We start from the raw sequence: 17,744 nt of genomic DNA on the forward strand, positions 1-17,744 counted from the left end.
CCGGTGCCAGGTACACAGAGTTTCGCTACTTCTCTCTGTGTACCTGGCACCGGGAGGCCGGACCCCTCTGTGTTTAACTCCTTTTTCTACTCACTTTTGTCTTTATGCCCGTGCCCTTTGGGACCGCGCTCATCGGCCAGTTCGGTTTTGGTTTTGCCACCCGGCGTTTGCTGACGGCCCGCTGGTGAATGGTCATCTTCCGTGCTTTGTTTGCTCTTATGAACACCCCGCGACGTTTTGCCTTGTGCTTCGTCGGGAAGATTCGTGTTCAGTTCGTGCTTCTTCGTGTGGTCGGCGGTTTCGCGGACGGTTGGCTGAGTTGTTTGCTTGCTCATAACGTTTGTGTTGATGTGTAATAAACAACGGACAATGAACAATGGCTTTGCTGAGGTATCAAACGGTACTTCAGCAGAGCCATTGTTTATTGTATAGTAGAAATAGCGTTGCTTAGGTACGTTGCTGGTAGCACCATTGGTACCTGTTCATTGTTCACTGATAACTGTTCATTGATCGTATGCACACCAATTATTATTATTTGCGCCAACTGGCTCCTGTGTTGCAGGCCCGATTGCAGGGGCTCTATTTCATGGAATGCTTCAGTCAGGATCGCGACGAGGTGGTGTTGGCCTTTGCACAGGCGCGGGGAAAGGCGAATTATTACAAGCCGGTTTTCGTGAAAGCGACACTCCGCCCCGATTTTTCGGGGTTGCTTGTTTCTGACGATGTGCGCCGCGCCCGAACCAATAGCGTCGACCTGTTCAACAACCTGACCGGCAATGAAGGCGGCGACGACCCCGACCGGCCTGGTATGGAAACACCCGGCAAAGCCGTGCTGGGGGTACGTTCGTTTCTGAATGAACGCTGCCTGGCCATTGACCTCGCCGATGGCTACACGCTGCTGTTTAAGTTCTTTGGTAATCGACCCAATCTGCTCATTTTCAACGAAAATGTAGTCGAAGACCTGTTCAATAATAAACTTGTTGCTGATAAAAACCTGACCCTCGATAGCATCGACCGGCCCATCGACCAGACCGAAGCGGCGTTTGACGCGGCCGGTGGCGACTACCGAAAACTGTTTCCAACATTCGGAAAACTAGTGCGGGCCTATGTGGAAAAACGCGGGCAGGAGGCGGGTACAGGCGTGACATGGTCGGTGTTGCAGACTGTCTTACGCGAACTCGATCAGCCGGTTTACTCGCTTATTCAGTTCGAACATCGTCCTGCTCTCTCATTAGTACCGTTGGCCGAACCGATACGTACCTGGGCTGACCCCATCGAGGCGACCAACGGCTTTTTTATTGCCTACAACGGGCAGAACGTAGTCGAGCGCGAGCGCGCCGAGGTGCTTCGCTTGATCGATAAACGGCTGAAACGGGCGCACGCCCTGATGGAGGCAAACTTGCAACGTCTTATTAATCGCGACGATGGGCCAAGTCACGAAGAGTTGGGCAACTTGCTGATGGCCAACCTGCACAACGTACCTGTATTGCCCGGCGGCCGTTCGCCCGAAACCATCATTGTTGAGGATTTTTACCGTGATAACCGCTCCGTAACTATCCGCCTGAAGGTTGACCAGACCCCGCAGCGGAATGCGGAAGGCTATTACCGGAAAGCGAAAAACGAGAAAATCGAAGCTGACCACCTGACGCAGCAGATCGAATACCGCGAGCAGGAGATCGAGCAATTACAGGCGCATCGGGCTGTTATCGAGCCAATGCTTTCGCTAAAGGAATTGCGCCGATACGTGAAGCAGCACGGTCTGTTAGGCGACGCCCCGGCCACCACCGACCCTGCCGAACTGTTTAAAGAGGTAGTGTACGAAGGCTTCGTGATCAGGATCGGACGTAACGCCAAGAACAACGATCTGCTCACGCAACGATACGCTTACAAAGACGATCTGTGGCTACACGCCCGTGACGTAAGCGGGTCGCATGTGGTGGTGAAATACAAAGCGGGTAAACCGTTTCCGAAAACGGTGATCGAACGCGCTGCTGAACTCGCCGCCTGGTACTCAAAACGTCGCACAGACAGCCTGTGTCCGGTGATTGTAACGCCCAAGAAATTCGTCCGTAAACCAAAAGGCCTGGCTGAGGGCCAGGTCGTCGTAGAGAAAGAGGATGTAGTGTTGGTAGTGCCGAAAGAATGAAGAATTAAGAATGGCTCTGCTAGGGTACCAAGCGCAACCTCTGGCAGAGCCATTCTTAATTCTTAATTCTTCATTCTCAATTCTTCAGACATTCCCTGCCATGTCTTATCCCATGAGTTTTCGTTCAGGAATTGGTCAACGGCTTCCCAACTGGTTGGGTGTTGCTTGTTGAGGGCTTTTTCGATGGCTTCCTCAAATTTGGCGGCGGTCGAGGCAATCTGCGTGAAGCCTTTCTCGCCGTAGGTACGTACCACATCGCGAATCGGTGTCGACACGGTCGGTAAGCCAGCCGCCAGGTATTCAGGCGTTTTGGTCGGGCTGATAAACTTCGTCGACGCGTTCAGAGCGAAGGGAAGCATGGCCACATCCCAACCGCTGAAGTAGGCGGGTAATTCTTTATACGACTTCATGCCCAGGTAATGCACGTTTGGTGTGTGGGGCAACGTAGCCGGATCAATTTTTACGATTGGACCAATAATCACAAACTGCCAGTCGGGGCGGCTTTGTGCCAGATCACGGAGCAGATCAACATCGAAACGCTCGTCGATTACACCCGAGAAACCAATGCGCGGCTGCGGAATCTGAGCCTGATCGGCCGGGTCGTTCTGGCGGCTACGGGCCTTCGAGAAGTGAGCAAAGTCGATACTGCTGGGGAAAGCGTGCGCGTGGGCATGCCGGCTGCGTTTGGCTTCGTATAGGCTGTAGCCACCCGTAAACACCTGATCGGCGCGGGCCATTAACTTGGTTTCCAGATCGAGTAGTTCGCGGGGGGCGCCCAGAAAAGCCGACAGTTCATCCATGCAGTCATACACGGTACGGGTTGGCGTCAGATGATCGCTAAATAACAGAGCCATAGGTGTATAGTACCAGGCAACGTAGTTGTCTATACGTTCTGATTCAATCAATTGGTCAACCATACGCCGCTGGTAAGCCAATACGTCCTGATGAGGCGTTCCGTGGGGAATGTGCGGGACAACGATCTGCAGATTATCGCCTTCCGAACGTACTTCAACACGCAGTTCATGGCCCCATATGGGTTCTTCCAGGAACCATACTTTCATTTCTTTACTGGCACGGCTCAGCAAGTGCTGAGGTCGTTGATACACAAAATTCCAGCGCAGATGCGAGAAGCAGATTAGATTTTCGGGCAGTGCCGTCCGGCTACCCACTATGTCAGATCTGTTGTCTCTGGTAATTTCTGCCTTAATCAGCAAGCTGTTTACTGATGGTTTATTCAATAATTGATCATTTGTTGATGCGTCTAATGAGGACGTAGGATAGTCACTGAGTTTCATGGGAAGCGACGGAAACGGGGTTATGTAGTAAAGGGCCAACGTCACTCAAGCAGGGCACATGACAAGTTGTAGCGAGAATTGACTCTCGTATAAGTAGTGACTGCACCTGAAAACGTATTGATTGGCAAACGGCCTAACGGCAACGTGTATAATAAGAACCCGCGTGTAGCAACTTAGTTAACCAGCCCATGAGATACTTAGGCAATGGTCCGGCAATTTATGGATACAACCGGTGACATATTTTTGTTAATAGGCTTTGCTCAGTACTTTACCCTGATTTAGCTCCCACAAATACCCGTCAGGATCAGAGAAATAAATTTGTACCACCCCATCAAAACGGGTTTGTTTATGAAAGGTGAGGTTACGGGCTTTCAGGTACGTTTCCGACTTAGCTATGTCATCAACAAACAGAGCAATGTGGCTGGCATTTTTGTCATGAATAATTTCTTCAGTACGCCCCGCCATAAGGTGAATCTGCTGTCCGTTGCCAAGATCGAACCACGACCGAATTGCCTTCAGGTTGTCGGGTACGGGAATGGGTTTGAGGCCCATGACATCGCGGAAGAACGCCGTGCTGATAGCCATATCTTTTACGTGTAACGCCAGGTGATTATGGCCAACAATGCCCAACTTATCCTGCGCAACGGCAAATTGAGCGATAAACAAAAGTGGCAGCAGGAAACGCATCGATATTTTCATGGTAGAGGCTTTGGTAAACGTAGGGAATGGCTACGGATTAGTCTGTAAACTAGCTATTAGGGTTTTCTTACTTATGCCCGTTGGGTACGTTGGTTGTTGGTCGGGCAACGGTTTACTTCGATCAGTTTTGGTTACCGACCGTTACATGGCCTGTAACTCCTGCCAGAATTTCTCATGAACGGGCACCCCTTTTTCAAGGCTTTCCATGCGTCGAGCCAGGGTGTTTTCGCCGGGGTACGTAATGGGTTTATCGGGGTTTACCAGGGCGCTTGTCTGGTTGAAATCGAGTAGTTTGTCGATGAGCGACGCGTGCATGTCTGGGCTTTTGAGGCAGATAAAGCACTGCGATACACTCGATTCGTTACCGCTGTTGGTGATTTCGGCCACTGATTTGCCACCCGTCAGGGCCGTCAGCATCACGTCGAGCAGGAGCGAAAGGCCCGACCCTTTCCAGAAGCCAATGGGCAGGGCCCGCTGTGTTTCACGAATGGCATCCGGGTCGGTGGTCAGGTTACCATTGGTATCATAACCGCCGGGGAGGGGAAGTTGCTTTTTCTCGGCGGCATACTGCCCTATTTTTCCGTACGAATACTGCGACACGGCCATATCGAGCACTACGTGTCCGCCGGGGCGGGGTACGGCAATCACCATGGGGTTGTTGCCCAATTTGGGTTCTGTTCCTCCCCAGGGGGGGATGTTGGCAATGGTGTTGGTAAAACAGATGCCGATGTAGCCAGCCTCGGCCGCCTGCCAGCCGTAGGTACCGCCACGCATCCAGTGATTGGTGTTACTGATTGCCACGCAACCGATGCCGTTAGCCTCGGCCAACTCCATTGCCCGGTTCATGGCTAGTGTAGCGTTGTACATGCCGGGAGCCAGATTTCCGTTCCAGTGTTCTACCGCACCCAGGTTGTCGATGGGCTCGGGTTCGGCATTGGGGTGAATCAGGCCTTGCTGAACAAACTTTACGAACGTCGGAAAGCGGTTCAGTCCGTGGGTTTCAATGCCGTCGCGGTTGTTTTCAGCGAATATCCGAGCGCAGAGGTCGGCCCTCGATTCAGAGAAAGAAAGGCTCAGCAAGACTCGTTTAAACTCAGTCTGTAATTGGTCGAATGGAATACGCATAGGATTGTAGCACCAAATCTCCAGCTTCGGTAGTCGGAACGGTATAATTCACACTACCGAAGCTGGAGCTTCGGTGCTACAGGCGAGGCTACTTCACCAGCACGGCCGTGCTGATTACGCCATCGGCGGTTTGTAATCGGAGAACGTACCTGCCTGCCGGTTGCGACTTCAAACTGACAGTACGCGCCTGACGGCCCGCAGGTACGTTGCTTTCTGACTGGCTTGCGACGGGTTGCCCTAGCAGGTTGACCAGCGAAACCGTTAGGGGACCTGCCGTTTGGGTAGTAAACTCGGCAGTGAGCAGTTCGTTGCCAGGATTCGGAAAAATGCGTAGCTGTAGCGATTCTTCCGTAGCCAGAATAGTTGGCTCGGCAGGTAGTTGCTGGACAGTGGCAGCCTTCAAAATCCAGTTATTGGGGTCTATAGCCACGTTGGTAACGGCACCCCGGCCCGTTACGGTAAACGACTGCACCGGCTGATCATTGAACACGGTGATGGTACTGTCACCGGCTGCTGACTGCACAACGATCTGCACGGGCATGGTAAACGAGCTAGGATTGGTGCCGACTGCTTGCCGAAGCTGCACCACCGCCCGGTTGGTGCCGGCTACAGGCGATACTGAATAACTGTAGGTCGGGTAGCCTTCGCCGTAGATCCATTCTCGGAAGAAGTAGCCCAGATTTCGGCCCGATGTGGTTTCCATCACCCGCTGAAAGTCTTCGGTGACGGCGGTGCTGTAGGCAACGGGCGAACTGGCGTAGGCTTTCATGCCCCGGAAGAACGTGCTGTCGCCCAGCACACCGCGTAGCATATGCAGCACTACGGCTCCTTTAGCGTACGATCGATTGCTATCAAAAATCTGGTTGATGCTACTGACGTTCTGCACGTACAACGTACCTGTAGCCCGCCGCGCTCGCGTAATGAAACTGGCTATATAGCTCTGATAGGCTGTGCGGCCACCCACTACTTCCTGATAAAGGGGCTCTCCATACGACGCGAAACCCTCGTTCAGCCAGATGTTCTCCCAGTTTCGGCAGGTGATTTTATCGCCAAACCACTGATGCACCAATTCATGGGCAATCACGTTGCGGGTCATCGACGATTTAATCATTGAACTCATCGTCTGATGCTCCATTCCACCACCCCAACGAAACTGAGCGTGTCCGTATTTCTCGCGAATAAACGGGTACGTGCCAAACATATCCGAGAAGACCCGAATCATGTCGTTGGTCTCTGTCAAAGAGGCGCGCACGCTTGCCAGATCTTCGGGAAATACATAGTGCGAAACGGGCATGGTCACTCCCTGGTAGGTGATCGGGTTTTCGTAGAGCGTGTAGTTCGAGCAGGCAATCGAGATCAGGTATTGGGCAATGGGGTAGCTGTTTTTCCAGCGGTAAGTTTTAGTACCATCGGCGTTGGTAGTTACGCCCTGCAACAGCCCATTCGACGCTGACACGAAAAAGGGTGCCATCGTGATGTTCACCGCCGACGAATCGGCTTTGTCGGCGGGGGTATCTTTACAGGGAAACCAGTCCGATGCGCCATAGGGCTCGCTGAGTGTATAAACCAGCGGATCGGTGGTGGTTTCGTGGGTACTGAACACAAACGCCTGATCGGTGAGACCGGCGTTGGGTGTAGCGGGTAATCCTTGATAGAAAACAGTAACGAGTCCGGTTTGCCCCCTTGTAATGGCCTGTGGCAAGGTTATCGTTAGCCGGTTGTTGAGGTGCGTGTAGGTCAGTTTCTGAGTGCCCAACTTCACCGAATCGACCTTCATATTAGTGTTGAAATCCAGGTAAAACTGTGACAGGCTGGATACGTTGGCCTTCATGGTCACGGTGGTGGCCCCACGCAGGTAATTGGGCGAGGTAGTAATTCGCAGGTCGAGTCCGTAGTACGTGATGTCTATGGTGGAGTCGCCAATGGCCTGTACGGTGGGCGCCATTTGCCGTCCCGATGCCTGTCCGGTCTGGAAGAGGTTGCCGAAGTAGCGTACTTTACCATCGGCACATACATCGGCCCCTATCTGATTGGTTTGCGCGTAGGCAACAGAGAGTAACAGGCAATTAGCAAGAAAAAAGAAGATGTGTTTCATAGGAACCAGTAGTGCCAAAGCTCCAGATTCGGCAGTGCCTTTTGTCTATATTTATCAGACTACCGAAGCTGGAGCTTCGGCGCTACTTTACTCAACGCGAATGGTTACCGTTTTGGGGGTATGCCCAATCTGAACCCGGCAATCCGCAAATTTGGGCGCCGAAAACCGGGGGCGGATATTGTTACTAAAACCATATGGCTCTCTGGGGACGAAAAGGCGCATGTCGATTTTTCCGTTGCTGTTTACATCGTGAAACACTGCCAGAGCATATTCGCCGGGGTCAACTTCGAAAATTGCCTTTACACTTCCTTTCACCGCTGTCACATGCTTAGATTCAGCGGGTTTACACTTATCCGGAAAGCCGTCACAGGGTTTGAACAAGCCAATCTGTACGGTGCCCGTTGCTGCCTGAATATTGTGTACTTCTACAGTAAACAGCGTTTTACGGACAGGTGGGTTGATTGGCGTTGTCAGGAGATGAATCAGTGACAGGAAAATGAGCATAAGCGAAACTGTTTTCTTTGAAACGAAATTAACTTGCGTACTGATGCTTTGCTAACCGACCGTATGATTGTTCGTTCTTCCCCTGCTACCAAACGCTGGCTCTACAAGCCGTTTCCCGAATCGCCCTCTGAAAAACAGGCGGTCGAATCGCTGGTGCAGACGCTGAACATCAGTCCGTTTCTGGCTAGCCTGCTGGTACAACGGGGCGTTACTACGTTCGATGAAGCGCGCACGTTTTTCCGCCCCGAAATCAGCCACCTGCACGATCCATTCCTGATGCGGGATATGGACCGGGCCGTTGACCGAATAACGCGGGCTATCGAGAATGGTGAAAAAATATTGGTATACGGCGATTATGACGTCGATGGTACCACGTCGGTAGCCCTGATGTACGGCTTCTTAAGCACCATTTACGACCGCCTCGAACATTACATTCCCGATCGCTACAAAGAAGGGTACGGTATCTCGAAAGCGGGCGTTGCCTATGCCGCTGAAAACGGTTTCTCGCTGATTATAGCCCTCGACTGTGGCATCAAATCTATTGATCGGGTGGCAGACGCAAAGGCATTGGGAGTCGATTTTATCATCTGCGATCACCACCGGCCGGGTAGCGAAATTCCTGATGCTATAGCTGTTCTGGACCCGAAACGGGAGGATTGCACCTACCCGTATGATGAGCTAACCGGTTGTGGCGTTGGCTTCAAACTGCTTCAGGCATTGTGCAAGGCGCGTGGTATTCCGGCCGAAACGCTCTGGCCGTATCTTGATCTAGTGGCAGTCAGCATCTCGTGCGACATTGTACCGGTTACGGGCGAAAACCGGGCATTAGCCTATTATGGGCTCAAACAACTCAACTCAGCGCCTCGCACCGGCTTGTGCGCCTTGCTGCGTATTGCGGGCTTTGTGGCTCCCAACGAAACCTGCCCGCCGACCGCCAAGCACCTCGACGTAACTAACGTGGTTTTTGGCCTTGGCCCGCGCATTAACGCTGCCGGCCGCATCAAGCACGCCAAAGCTGCCGTTGATCTGCTTCTGGCTAAACATCACTACGAAGCTGAAGATTTTGCTTACGAACTGAATCAGCATAACGCCGATCGACAGAAGTTCGATAAGAGCATGACCGAGCAGGCACTGGCCATGATTGAAGCCGATGATTGGTTAAAAAACGCTAAATCGACGGTGTTGTATGACTCGTCTTGGAATAAAGGTGTTGTAGGTATAGTGGCGTCGCGTTGCATTGAACGGTTTTACCGGCCAACGATCATTCTGACCAAGTCGAACGATAAAGCGTCGGGGTCGGCGCGGTCGGTGGCGGGGTTCGATGTATACGAAGCCATTGAAGCCTGTTCTGATTTGCTGGAACAGTTTGGTGGCCACACCTTTGCCGCCGGACTGACCATGCCGGTCGAAAACATTGGGGCGTTTCGGAAGAAGTTTGAAGAAGTAGTGTCGGCCCGTATTCGAGAAGAAGACCTGGTTCCGAAAGTTGACATTGACATACCGCTTGATTTCAGTGAGATCGATGCGAAGTTTTACCGGATCATGAAGCAGATGTCGCCCTTTGGTCCGAAAAACCTGGCGCCTGTTTTCTGCACTGAGGATGTGGTACTGGTTGGCGAGCCGATCATTATGAAAGAGAAGCACCTGAAGTTCACCTGTAAGCAACTAGGCTCGGCCCGCACGTTTACCGCTGTTGGTTTCGGCCTGGCCGAATGGGCTGATCAACTGCACCAAAATGAACCGTTCGCCATTTGTTACTCGATCGATATGAACCACTTCCGCGACCAGTCTACGATTCAATTGATGCTGAAGGATATTCGTTTAGCGGAGTAGCGATGGTACACGGATTTTAGTGGGTACGCGGATTAAGGGGATTAAAAACGATTGACGCAGATTTTTGGATTTAAGCGGATTTTGAGTTGAAGCAGAGACAATCCCTCTAAATCCAAAATCCGGACAAATCGTTTTAAATTCTTTTAATCCGCGTACCATTAATCACCCACACGACGCATGATACTTAGAACCGAACATTTAGTAAAGAAATACGGCAGTCGATTCGTCAACAGCGATGTGTCGTATCAGGTGGCGCAGGGCGAAATTGTGGGCTTGTTGGGGCCGAATGGAGCCGGTAAAACCACGTCGTTCTACATGGCCGTAGGGCTGGTGAAACCCAATAGCGGTAAAGTCTACATCGACGATACCGATATTACTGACCTGCCCATGTACAAACGCGCTCGGCTTGGGTTGGGTTATCTGGCGCAGGAAGCCTCGATTTTTCGCGATCTCACGGTAGAAGAAAATATTCTGGCGGTGCTGGAAATGACCAACAAACCCAAAGCCGAGCAGAAGCAACGGACGGAAGAACTAATCGAAGAATTCAATCTGGGGCACGTTCGCAAGAATCCGGGCAAGGTGCTGTCGGGTGGTGAACGTCGCCGGACCGAGATTGCCCGTGCGCTGGCCGTTGATCCGAAATTCATCCTGCTCGATGAACCCTTTGCCGGGGTAGACCCCATTGCCGTTGAAGATATCCAAAGTATTGTGGCCACGCTGAAACACCGCAACATCGGCATTCTGATTACCGACCACAACGTGAACGAAACCCTCTCGATCACCGACCGGGCGTATCTGCTCTTCGAGGGTAAAATCTTGAAACAGGGTACCGCCGAAGAACTGGCCGGCGACGAGCAGGTACGTCGCCTCTATCTCGGCCAGAACTTCGAGCTAAAACGGAAGTTCGTGTAGCGGCTGGGTACGTTGCCATAAAGTATTTGCTTCGCGGGGGACGCCTAGTCGAAGGGCCTACCTCGCGAAGCCTTCAGCACGAAGCAATTACTTTAAAATATCAGCAGAGCACCAACGCCATTTTGGCCGGGGGCGAAGCGGAGGGTTGTTGGCTGGCGGTTATTGAAGCGATCAGCCGCCCGGCGAAACTGTACGCTGGCCCGGTGATCGAGCCAAAATGAGGCCACTCCCAGTAATACGCCACTTCCTACCAACGCTGCACCCGCGCGGTGGCCGTTGCGCCGATCATCGAAATCAAGTCTGCCGTTGCCGTTTCTGTTCATCGGGCCATTAGCACGCCCCAGGCGACTGTCCCGGCCAATAGCCAGACCTATACCCGTGCCGATCAGGGCACCAGCCGATACGGCCGTAACGACAGACCAGGTACGTAGTGAACGACCGCGCTCAAGGGCCGATATGGCGTCTGGCTGGCTATAGAACAGCGATTTAGCTTCAGATAAGCCAATCCGCTGGCCCTCATTTCCAACATAATAGCGGCTGAAGAGACCCCTATGGTACCGTAGCCCGTCGAGGCCCTGCATGGGTGCCGTAGGAGCAGACGCAGGTGGAGCCATCTCTGGGCGCTGTTGTGGGACCGGTCTGTTGCGCGTCGCGGGCCGGTCATTGCCAAAGGTGTCCTTGGTACCGTTGGCGTACTTAATCAGCAGAACATCGCGAAGAGTAGCGGTGTAAATGGGGCCTTCGGGGTTGGCCGCTTTCCGGTACTTGAGGTCAGTCGGTGTTACTTCAAGCACTTTTGCCGGAATTTCCTCGCCATTTCTGAGAATGATATTGTCTTGAGCGTAGGTAAGCGTAGCTGTTAACAGCGAAACGATGATGATGAATAAGCGCATGTTGCGAATGGTTTAGCGAGCGGGATAATGCTCTTGTTTCTCCATACGCACAGGACGAGGCAGACCGTTGCCGTACACTCACTAATTTGTTTGTTAAAGAGTCTTAACATCGCTGGCTGCTAGCCTAGCACCTCACGCAGCACAGGCAGTGATTTTACCTCTCCGAGATCGTCGAAGTGGATGCGGTAATAGGAAACCAGCGCATCGAGCAGGTCGGCTCGTTGGGTACGTGTCAGGCGAACGGGTGTATGGATGGGCTGGCTCATAAGTGTGGTCAGGGCGTCGTTCATTGCCTCATCAGCCATGTAAGGGACCGACCGCTCACGGAGCTGATTCTCGAATTCCTGCGCACTTTCGGGACCAAAGCCCAGGTACGTTGCCAGTTGGAGCAGGAAAGCCAGGTGAATGTTTTCGTAGTGGTCCGTAGCTTCTTCGAGATAAACGATCGAGGTCAGCAAAAACCGAAAGAGTTGCGGATTGCTGGCTTCTTCTTTCAATGTTTTACTCAATATCTCGGTCATGAACAGGGCCATGCTCGATTTGGCAACCTCGAACGGAATATGCTGGAAGGGGTAAGGCGTTTTTATCTCCGACAGTCGGTGCAAATCACGGTCGTCGCGGTAATACACGACCATATCGAGCAGGGTAAGTGGCTGGAAAAGGGCGATTTTGTTCGTTTTATTTTTTGCCGAACGTACCCCGTTCACAATGTAGCTTTGCAGCCCAAAGGCCTCGGTATACACCCGGGCAATGATCGACGATTCGCGGTAGCGGATATAGCTCAGGGTAATGCCCCGGGTTTTGTGCAGCATAGAAAAAGGAGTAAATACGCCTGTTTCTATAACAAGGTTAACGCGGAAAAAGTACCGGATAACAAACTGATACCTTGTTGCGTTGGAGTAACAGTTACACCATTAGTCTTCCTACAACCTTGATCGTACGTTCTACTTTCAACCTGCTGTTATTGCTTTTGCCACTGGTTGGCTATGCACAGCGCGACACCTTGTATTACAGGCAAACGCCCGTTCCTGCTCATTTGCGTCCGGTTGAACGAGCTGCGGGCTCATCGGCATTGGGTGGGGTCTATTTCTACGGCGGAAAAAAACTAAACTCCCCCTTTTCGCTGGAAGTACCGTTTATTGAGCTTAACGACCCGCAGGTGAACCAGCATTTTCGAAGCTTCCGTACCTGGACTACGATTAGCCGCCTGACAGGTCTAGTGTCACTGGCGTATTTTATTACTACCGGGGCCAGAAACAACAGAACCGGCCAATACTGGACGGTCTACGGCGGTAGCGTGGTGCTTTCACTCGGTACCGTAATCATAGCCAATACGCAGGTAAACAAGGCTGTAGGCCGTTACAATACTATGCTGAGGCAGGTGCCTGCCAGCGTTTTGCGTGTGGGAGGCGTGTACACACCTACTCCGCTGGGTACGTCGGTAGTTGGCCTCGGCGGCACGATGACGATGAGGTAAGAATTTTAGGTTTCAAGTTACTCTGCTTAGTGACGTCATGTTCGTAAGCAGAGCAACTTGAAACTAGTACTTAAACTCCAAAATGACTCCTTTTTTGCCGTCGCCTTCGCTGGCGATGAAGAGCGTTCCGTCCGGGGCGAAGCAAATGCCTTCGGGCTGGGGGAGGGTCTTCGGATCGATCGGTGTTACTGTTTTTACTTTACCATTCGGAGCCAGTACCGCTAGCCGGTGGGCTGCACTCGACAGCACATAATACTCACGAGTTTTGGGATGAACCGCAATGCCCGACGGCTTGAATTCGCCCGCTGTGCCGTCGATAGCCTGTATGTCGGCCTGTTTCAGCACGATGCCCTGAAACAGCGTTTTGTTTTTGAGGCTATAGTAATAAATGATTTTATCGGTTCCTTTTCCCTGTTTCGTTGCCAGTAGCAAGGCGTCGAGTTGCGGGTCGTAGCCCAGCCCTTCCATATCATTTTTACCCGGCAGGTCTATCTTTATATGGCGTGTTTCAGGGCTGGCGCCAATGGTTTTCACACCGTCGGTAGGTTCGCTTTGGTAGAGTTCGCCATCGCTACGCATCACGTACAGTTTCTTACCCACGTATTCAACGCCTTCGTAATCGCCATTTTTACCAAAAACGTGCTCGTCGACAACTGTTTTCTGCCGAAGATCGTAGATAAAAACCACGCCCAACTCGTCCTGTACACAAGCCAGCCGACCGGGTTTGTAGTAACTCAGACCCGATATCTCGCGTAGGTCACCAGGCAGCTTATGGCGTTCGGTAGGGTTGGCCAGGTCATAGGGCAGGGGGGCGTTCACAGCCGGAGTAGCGGTGGTGGTTTCGTCCTGTTTCTTTTTGCCGGGCTGGCAGGCAGTTGTCAGCAATAAGCCAATTAAGATCAGCGTATACTTCACTTGATTAGTAGATTAAGTATAAAATAAGGCTATTTTTTATACTTGAATGAGTGGTTAACTTTATAGGCACTATGCCTAAAGAGAACGCCCACGACAAGTTTTTTAAAGAGAATTTTTCCCGTCAATCGGTTGCTGAATCGTTTTTACGGGAAGTTCTGCCAGTGCAGGTGTTGGCTCAACTCGACCTAACGCAGCTTCAACTGGCCAATAATTCGTACATCGATGCTGATCTGGACGAATCATTTGCCGATCTGGTTTACAGTTGCCAACTAGCGGGTGAGCCAGTAAAAATAGCACTACTTTTCGAGCATAAAAGTTATGTGGTAGCTTATCCGCATATTCAATTGCTGGGTTATCTATTGAACAGCTTACGGGAAGACATTAAGCAGAAACGAAAGCCGGTGCTGGTTATCCCGATCATCTTTTATCATGGTGATCAACGATGGCATCAACGATCATTGGCAAGCTACTACGGTCGGTTTTCGATAGAACTATTGCCCTTTGTACCCGAGTTTACGTATGTATTGTTCGATCTGTCACAGTATGCTGATGAGCAGATCGACCGGTTACAAAACAAGTTTTTAGCAACGTCACTCCTCCTGATGAAACATCGTCAGGATATGGATTATGTTAGTCAGTATGGTAACCAGCTATTCTATTGGCTAACAGAGGTTATAGAGTCTGACGAGGGAAAGTCATACCTGCGTACCGTTTTTGTATATTTGTCTAAGATCACCAAAACCGTTGGCCGGGCGGCAGTCGATAAAGTATTCGGTCACAATCCTATGGCAGAACAATTTGCATCGCTCTACGATTGGATAGAGAACGAGGCTCAGCAACGAGGCCTCCAGAAAGGAATTCAGAAAGGAATTCAACAAGGCATTCAGCAAGGCATGCAGCAAGGCATGCAGCAAGGAATGCTTCTGGAACGTAAACAAATCATTCTGAACATTGCACGTTCGGTGGCTGATCCGGCCTTGATTGCGCAAATGACAGGCTATTCACTTGAAGAAGTAGAGCGCATTCTGGGCGATTCAGATAACGCAACCGCATAACTCATCCCTATATAGATACTACTGGCGCAGGCTCATCGGGCTTGCGCTTTTTTATTGTAGTTTCGTCTGCTAAATCAACAACCTATCATGGCATTAAGAACAGCTACTCTGTTACTCGCATTCGGTTTACTTTCGTCGACCTTATCTGCCCAAACCATCATGCAGCGTGACCCCGTCATTGCTGATCTGGTTTCGCAACTGTCGGCCGATAGCCTTCGCGTTCATGTCGACGGGCTGGTGCGGTTTGGTACACGGCACACCCTCTCGACTACGACAGATCCTAAAAAAGGAATCGGTGCTGCACGCAACTGGATACTGGGCAAGTTTCAACAGTATGCCAAACAATCGGGTGGGCGTATGACTACCGCCATCGATTCGTGGACGCTGGCGGCCGATGGACGGCGCATCGACAAGGCTTCGGAAATCGGAAACGTGATGGCTACCCTGAAAGGTACTGATCCAACCGACAACCGGGTATTTATTGTGCAGGGCCACATGGACAGCCGGGTGACCAACGTGATGAACCGCGAAAGCGACGCCCCCGGTGCCAATGACGACGGATCGGGAACGGCGGCGGTGATCGAGCTGTGCCGGGTATTGAGCAAATCCCAGTTTCCGGCCACGATCATTTTTGTGACCCTAACCGGTGAAGAGCAGGGGCTGTTAGGAGCCGAACACCTCAGCGAACGGGCCGTGCAGGAAAAGTGGGAGCTGGAAGCTGTGCTGAACAACGACATTATGGGTAGCAATAACTCCAACGAAACGCGCATCGTTGATAACACGCGGCTGCGGGTATTCAGTGAAGGATTGCCCGCGTATCAGCTCGCCGACAGAGCGTCGAACATCCGACAGTTTGGTTCTGAGAACGACGGGAAAGCCCGCACTCTGGCCAGGTACGTTAAAGAACTCGGCGAACGCTACGTCGATAACCTGGAAATTGTGACCGTTTACCGCAATGACCGGTATCTGCGTGGTGGAGATCATACGCCCTACGTGCAACGCGGTTTTGCCGCCGTTCGCCTCACCGAAATGAACGAAAACTTCGAGCATCAACATCAGGACTTGCGCATCGATACCAAAGTGACGCCCTCGATCGACTACGGTGATTACGCCAAGTTCATGGATTTTGATTACCTGAAGAAAAACACGGCCGTAAACCTGGCTACGCTCGCCAATCTGGCTAAAGCCCCGTCGCCGCCGCAGCAGGTGACCATCGAGGTACGTAATCTGACCAACTCAACGGCGCTCTACTGGAAGGCACCTAAAACCGACGGAAGTCGCAAAACAAAGGGTTACTACGTGCTGATGCGCGAAACACACATGCCTTACTGGCAGAAGAAGTTTTTTACGACCAAACTGGGTATGACCCTGCCATACTCGAAAGACAATTACTTCTACGCGGTGCAGGCCGTTTCGGAAGACGGTAACGAAAGTATCCCCCTGTTGCCTTCGCCAAACCTTCGCTAGTCTAGAACGTATGCTCTTATAGTACGTGTTGCTTTCGCCTGGTCGACGAGTCGGGCGAAAGCAATACACTACTTATCAGGCCAACGGTTAGCCTCGTTTTTATTGTAGACGGGTAATAAGTTGGGTTACGATCACGGGCTTCTGAGTTCCGGTTGTTTGTTCGAACGCAACCAGCAACCCTTTGGGCGTGGCTATGGCGGCCGGGTACGTGGCACTCACTGCTTCGGCGGTCAGGTACGTTGTTACCGCCGTGGGCGAACTGCGCAGCGCAATTCGTTGCGTAAACTTCGGCATGGGCTCATCGGCAGCTTGGTTAGGCAAGCGAACTGCTTCGTCCCACAGCCAGACAAGTTGATTCTGATAGGCCAGTACCTGCGGATGTTTTGACCGGCTCGATAATACGACAGCTGCCAAATCGGCCTGTCCATCTTTCGCCAGTCGCAATCCCTCGTTTCCTTCTTTGCCCGAAAACCAGCTCGTGTATAACGCATCACCTACCTGTGCCACGCTCGAACCGGCATGCGGACAGGCAGCAATCCGCCAGTCGTCGGCAAAAATTACCTGTGGTTTGGTAAACGTTTTGCCCCCGTCGGTCGAAGTAGCCCGGCTAAAATCGCGGGCAGCAGGAGTACCTTTGGCCGTAGGGATCATGTCGCGGTAGGTGAGATGAATCTGGTTTTTTGAATCGACAAATACGTTGGTCCGACAGCACTGGCAGGCGTTGCTATCGACAAGAACCTCCGGGCCAAAACCGCCCTGCGGCTGCGACTGCACAAACTTGATAGACCGACCTTCCTGACCCGGTAGTTTTTCGTCGATCCAGACCAGACCAATTTCGCCGTTAGGCAGGCGGGTCAGATCACCGAACGAATGGCTTTTGCCGGGCGTAACGTCCCGATGAACCGGCTTGGGGTCGGTCCACGACTGACCACCGTTTACCGAAGTCATCGTGTATAGGTTACCGGCGAAGGGCGATTCGGCGGTGGGTTTCGATACCTCGAAGAGGGCGATCAGGGTGCCGTTGCCTTTCACGGCCAGTTTCGGCATTCCCTCGGCGTGGGTCGATAGGTTTGCAGGTACGGGAATGCGCATTTTCTGGCCAAATGTTTCGCCGCCATCGGTCGAAATAGCGAAGAAAAACGTAGCAGCTTTATCACCGGTCTTTTCGGCCCACGTCAGCACCGGATTACCGTGTTGATCAGTGGTGAACCGGGGCGTAGCACCGGCATGGGTTGGATTTGAGATAGTCGTTTCCCTAACAGGCTTTTCGAGAAGCGTAAGACCAACGAGCAGGAGTGATACGATTGTTTTCATGTTGATAAGTTATA

At 52.0% G+C, this 17,744-nt stretch carries 16 protein-coding genes; 6 read left to right on the plus strand and 10 right to left on the minus strand.

What is annotated here, in order from left to right:
- Window positions 1–86: 86 nt before the first annotated feature.
- Window positions 87–335 carry a hypothetical protein gene (locus tag ACAW87_RS24545; protein WP_370726307.1) on the minus strand — a complete coding sequence of 83 codons (249 nt, stop codon included), beginning with the start codon at window positions 333–335 and terminating at the stop codon, window positions 87–89.
- A 179-nt stretch (window positions 336–514) separates the two neighbouring features.
- On the opposite strand from ACAW87_RS24545, the gene ACAW87_RS24550 reads away from it, so the two are divergent.
- Window positions 515–2,146 (plus strand): NFACT RNA binding domain-containing protein, encoded by a 1,632-nt coding sequence (locus ACAW87_RS24550; protein ID WP_370726308.1) that lies wholly within the window; start codon window positions 515–517, stop codon window positions 2,144–2,146.
- 62 nt (window positions 2,147–2,208) lie between these two features.
- Here ACAW87_RS24550 and ACAW87_RS24555 read toward each other — a convergent pair whose 3' ends face one another.
- From ACAW87_RS24555 to ACAW87_RS24575, 5 genes are all read right to left on the minus strand, one after another.
- On the minus strand, window positions 2,209–3,342 hold the full coding sequence (locus tag ACAW87_RS24555) for a glycosyltransferase family 1 protein (RefSeq protein ID WP_370726375.1): 1,134 nt from the start codon (window positions 3,340–3,342) through the stop codon (window positions 2,209–2,211).
- A gap of 345 nt (window positions 3,343–3,687) precedes the next feature.
- Window positions 3,688–4,140: a VOC family protein gene (locus tag ACAW87_RS24560; protein WP_370726309.1), complete on the minus strand. Its 453-nt coding sequence runs from the start codon at window positions 4,138–4,140 to the stop codon at window positions 3,688–3,690.
- A 141-nt stretch (window positions 4,141–4,281) separates the two neighbouring features.
- Window positions 4,282–5,265: a 3-dehydro-L-gulonate 2-dehydrogenase gene (yiaK, locus tag ACAW87_RS24565; protein WP_370726310.1), complete on the minus strand. Its 984-nt coding sequence runs from the start codon at window positions 5,263–5,265 to the stop codon at window positions 4,282–4,284.
- Window positions 5,266–5,353: 88 nt separating this feature from the next.
- Window positions 5,354–7,360, minus strand: coding sequence for a M1 family metallopeptidase (locus ACAW87_RS24570; protein ID WP_370726311.1), 2,007 nt, complete (start codon window positions 7,358–7,360; stop codon window positions 5,354–5,356).
- Window positions 7,361–7,447: 87 nt separating this feature from the next.
- Window positions 7,448–7,864 (minus strand): DUF2141 domain-containing protein, encoded by a 417-nt coding sequence (locus tag ACAW87_RS24575; protein WP_370726312.1) that lies wholly within the window; start codon window positions 7,862–7,864, stop codon window positions 7,448–7,450.
- A gap of 63 nt (window positions 7,865–7,927) precedes the next feature.
- Here ACAW87_RS24575 and recJ point away from each other — a divergent pair, with 63 nt between their 5' ends.
- Entirely contained in the window at window positions 7,928–9,697 is a 1,770-nt protein-coding gene (gene recJ, locus ACAW87_RS24580; protein ID WP_370726313.1) for a single-stranded-DNA-specific exonuclease RecJ, read from the plus strand.
- A 177-nt stretch (window positions 9,698–9,874) separates the two neighbouring features.
- Entirely contained in the window at window positions 9,875–10,609 is a 735-nt protein-coding gene (lptB, locus tag ACAW87_RS24585) for an LPS export ABC transporter ATP-binding protein (protein WP_370726314.1), read from the plus strand.
- A 92-nt stretch (window positions 10,610–10,701) separates the two neighbouring features.
- Here the strand turns inward: lptB and ACAW87_RS24590 are convergent, their stop codons facing one another.
- The gene (locus tag ACAW87_RS24590; protein WP_370726315.1) at window positions 10,702–11,502 is read right to left on the minus strand and encodes a hypothetical protein; all 801 of its coding nucleotides are present in this window, start codon (window positions 11,500–11,502) and stop codon (window positions 10,702–10,704) included.
- Between the two features lie 119 nt (window positions 11,503–11,621).
- A complete protein-coding gene (gene recO, locus ACAW87_RS24595; RefSeq protein WP_370726316.1) occupies window positions 11,622–12,314 on the minus strand; it encodes a DNA repair protein RecO in 693 nt (230 codons plus the stop codon).
- 119 nt (window positions 12,315–12,433) lie between these two features.
- On the opposite strand from recO, the gene ACAW87_RS24600 reads away from it, so the two are divergent.
- Entirely contained in the window at window positions 12,434–12,979 is a 546-nt protein-coding gene (locus ACAW87_RS24600; protein ID WP_370726317.1) for a hypothetical protein, read from the plus strand.
- Window positions 12,980–13,042: 63 nt separating this feature from the next.
- Here ACAW87_RS24600 and ACAW87_RS24605 read toward each other — a convergent pair whose 3' ends face one another.
- On the minus strand, window positions 13,043–13,894 hold the full coding sequence (locus tag ACAW87_RS24605) for an SdiA-regulated domain-containing protein (protein ID WP_370726318.1): 852 nt from the start codon (window positions 13,892–13,894) through the stop codon (window positions 13,043–13,045).
- Window positions 13,895–13,965: 71 nt separating this feature from the next.
- On the opposite strand from ACAW87_RS24605, the gene ACAW87_RS24610 reads away from it, so the two are divergent.
- Together ACAW87_RS24610 and ACAW87_RS24615 are read left to right on the plus strand one after the other, a co-directional pair.
- Entirely contained in the window at window positions 13,966–14,949 is a 984-nt protein-coding gene (locus tag ACAW87_RS24610; RefSeq protein WP_370726319.1) for an Rpn family recombination-promoting nuclease/putative transposase, read from the plus strand.
- A gap of 87 nt (window positions 14,950–15,036) precedes the next feature.
- Window positions 15,037–16,416 (plus strand): M20/M25/M40 family metallo-hydrolase, encoded by a 1,380-nt coding sequence (locus ACAW87_RS24615; RefSeq protein ID WP_370726320.1) that lies wholly within the window; start codon window positions 15,037–15,039, stop codon window positions 16,414–16,416.
- Window positions 16,417–16,515: 99 nt separating this feature from the next.
- Here the strand turns inward: ACAW87_RS24615 and ACAW87_RS24620 are convergent, their stop codons facing one another.
- Entirely contained in the window at window positions 16,516–17,730 is a 1,215-nt protein-coding gene (locus ACAW87_RS24620) for a sialidase family protein (protein WP_370726321.1), read from the minus strand.
- Window positions 17,731–17,744: the final 14 nt, after the last annotated feature.

Source organism: Fibrella aquatica (assembly GCF_041321135.1).
In the GTDB taxonomy this organism is placed as follows: domain Bacteria; phylum Bacteroidota; class Bacteroidia; order Cytophagales; family Spirosomataceae; genus Fibrella; species Fibrella aquatica.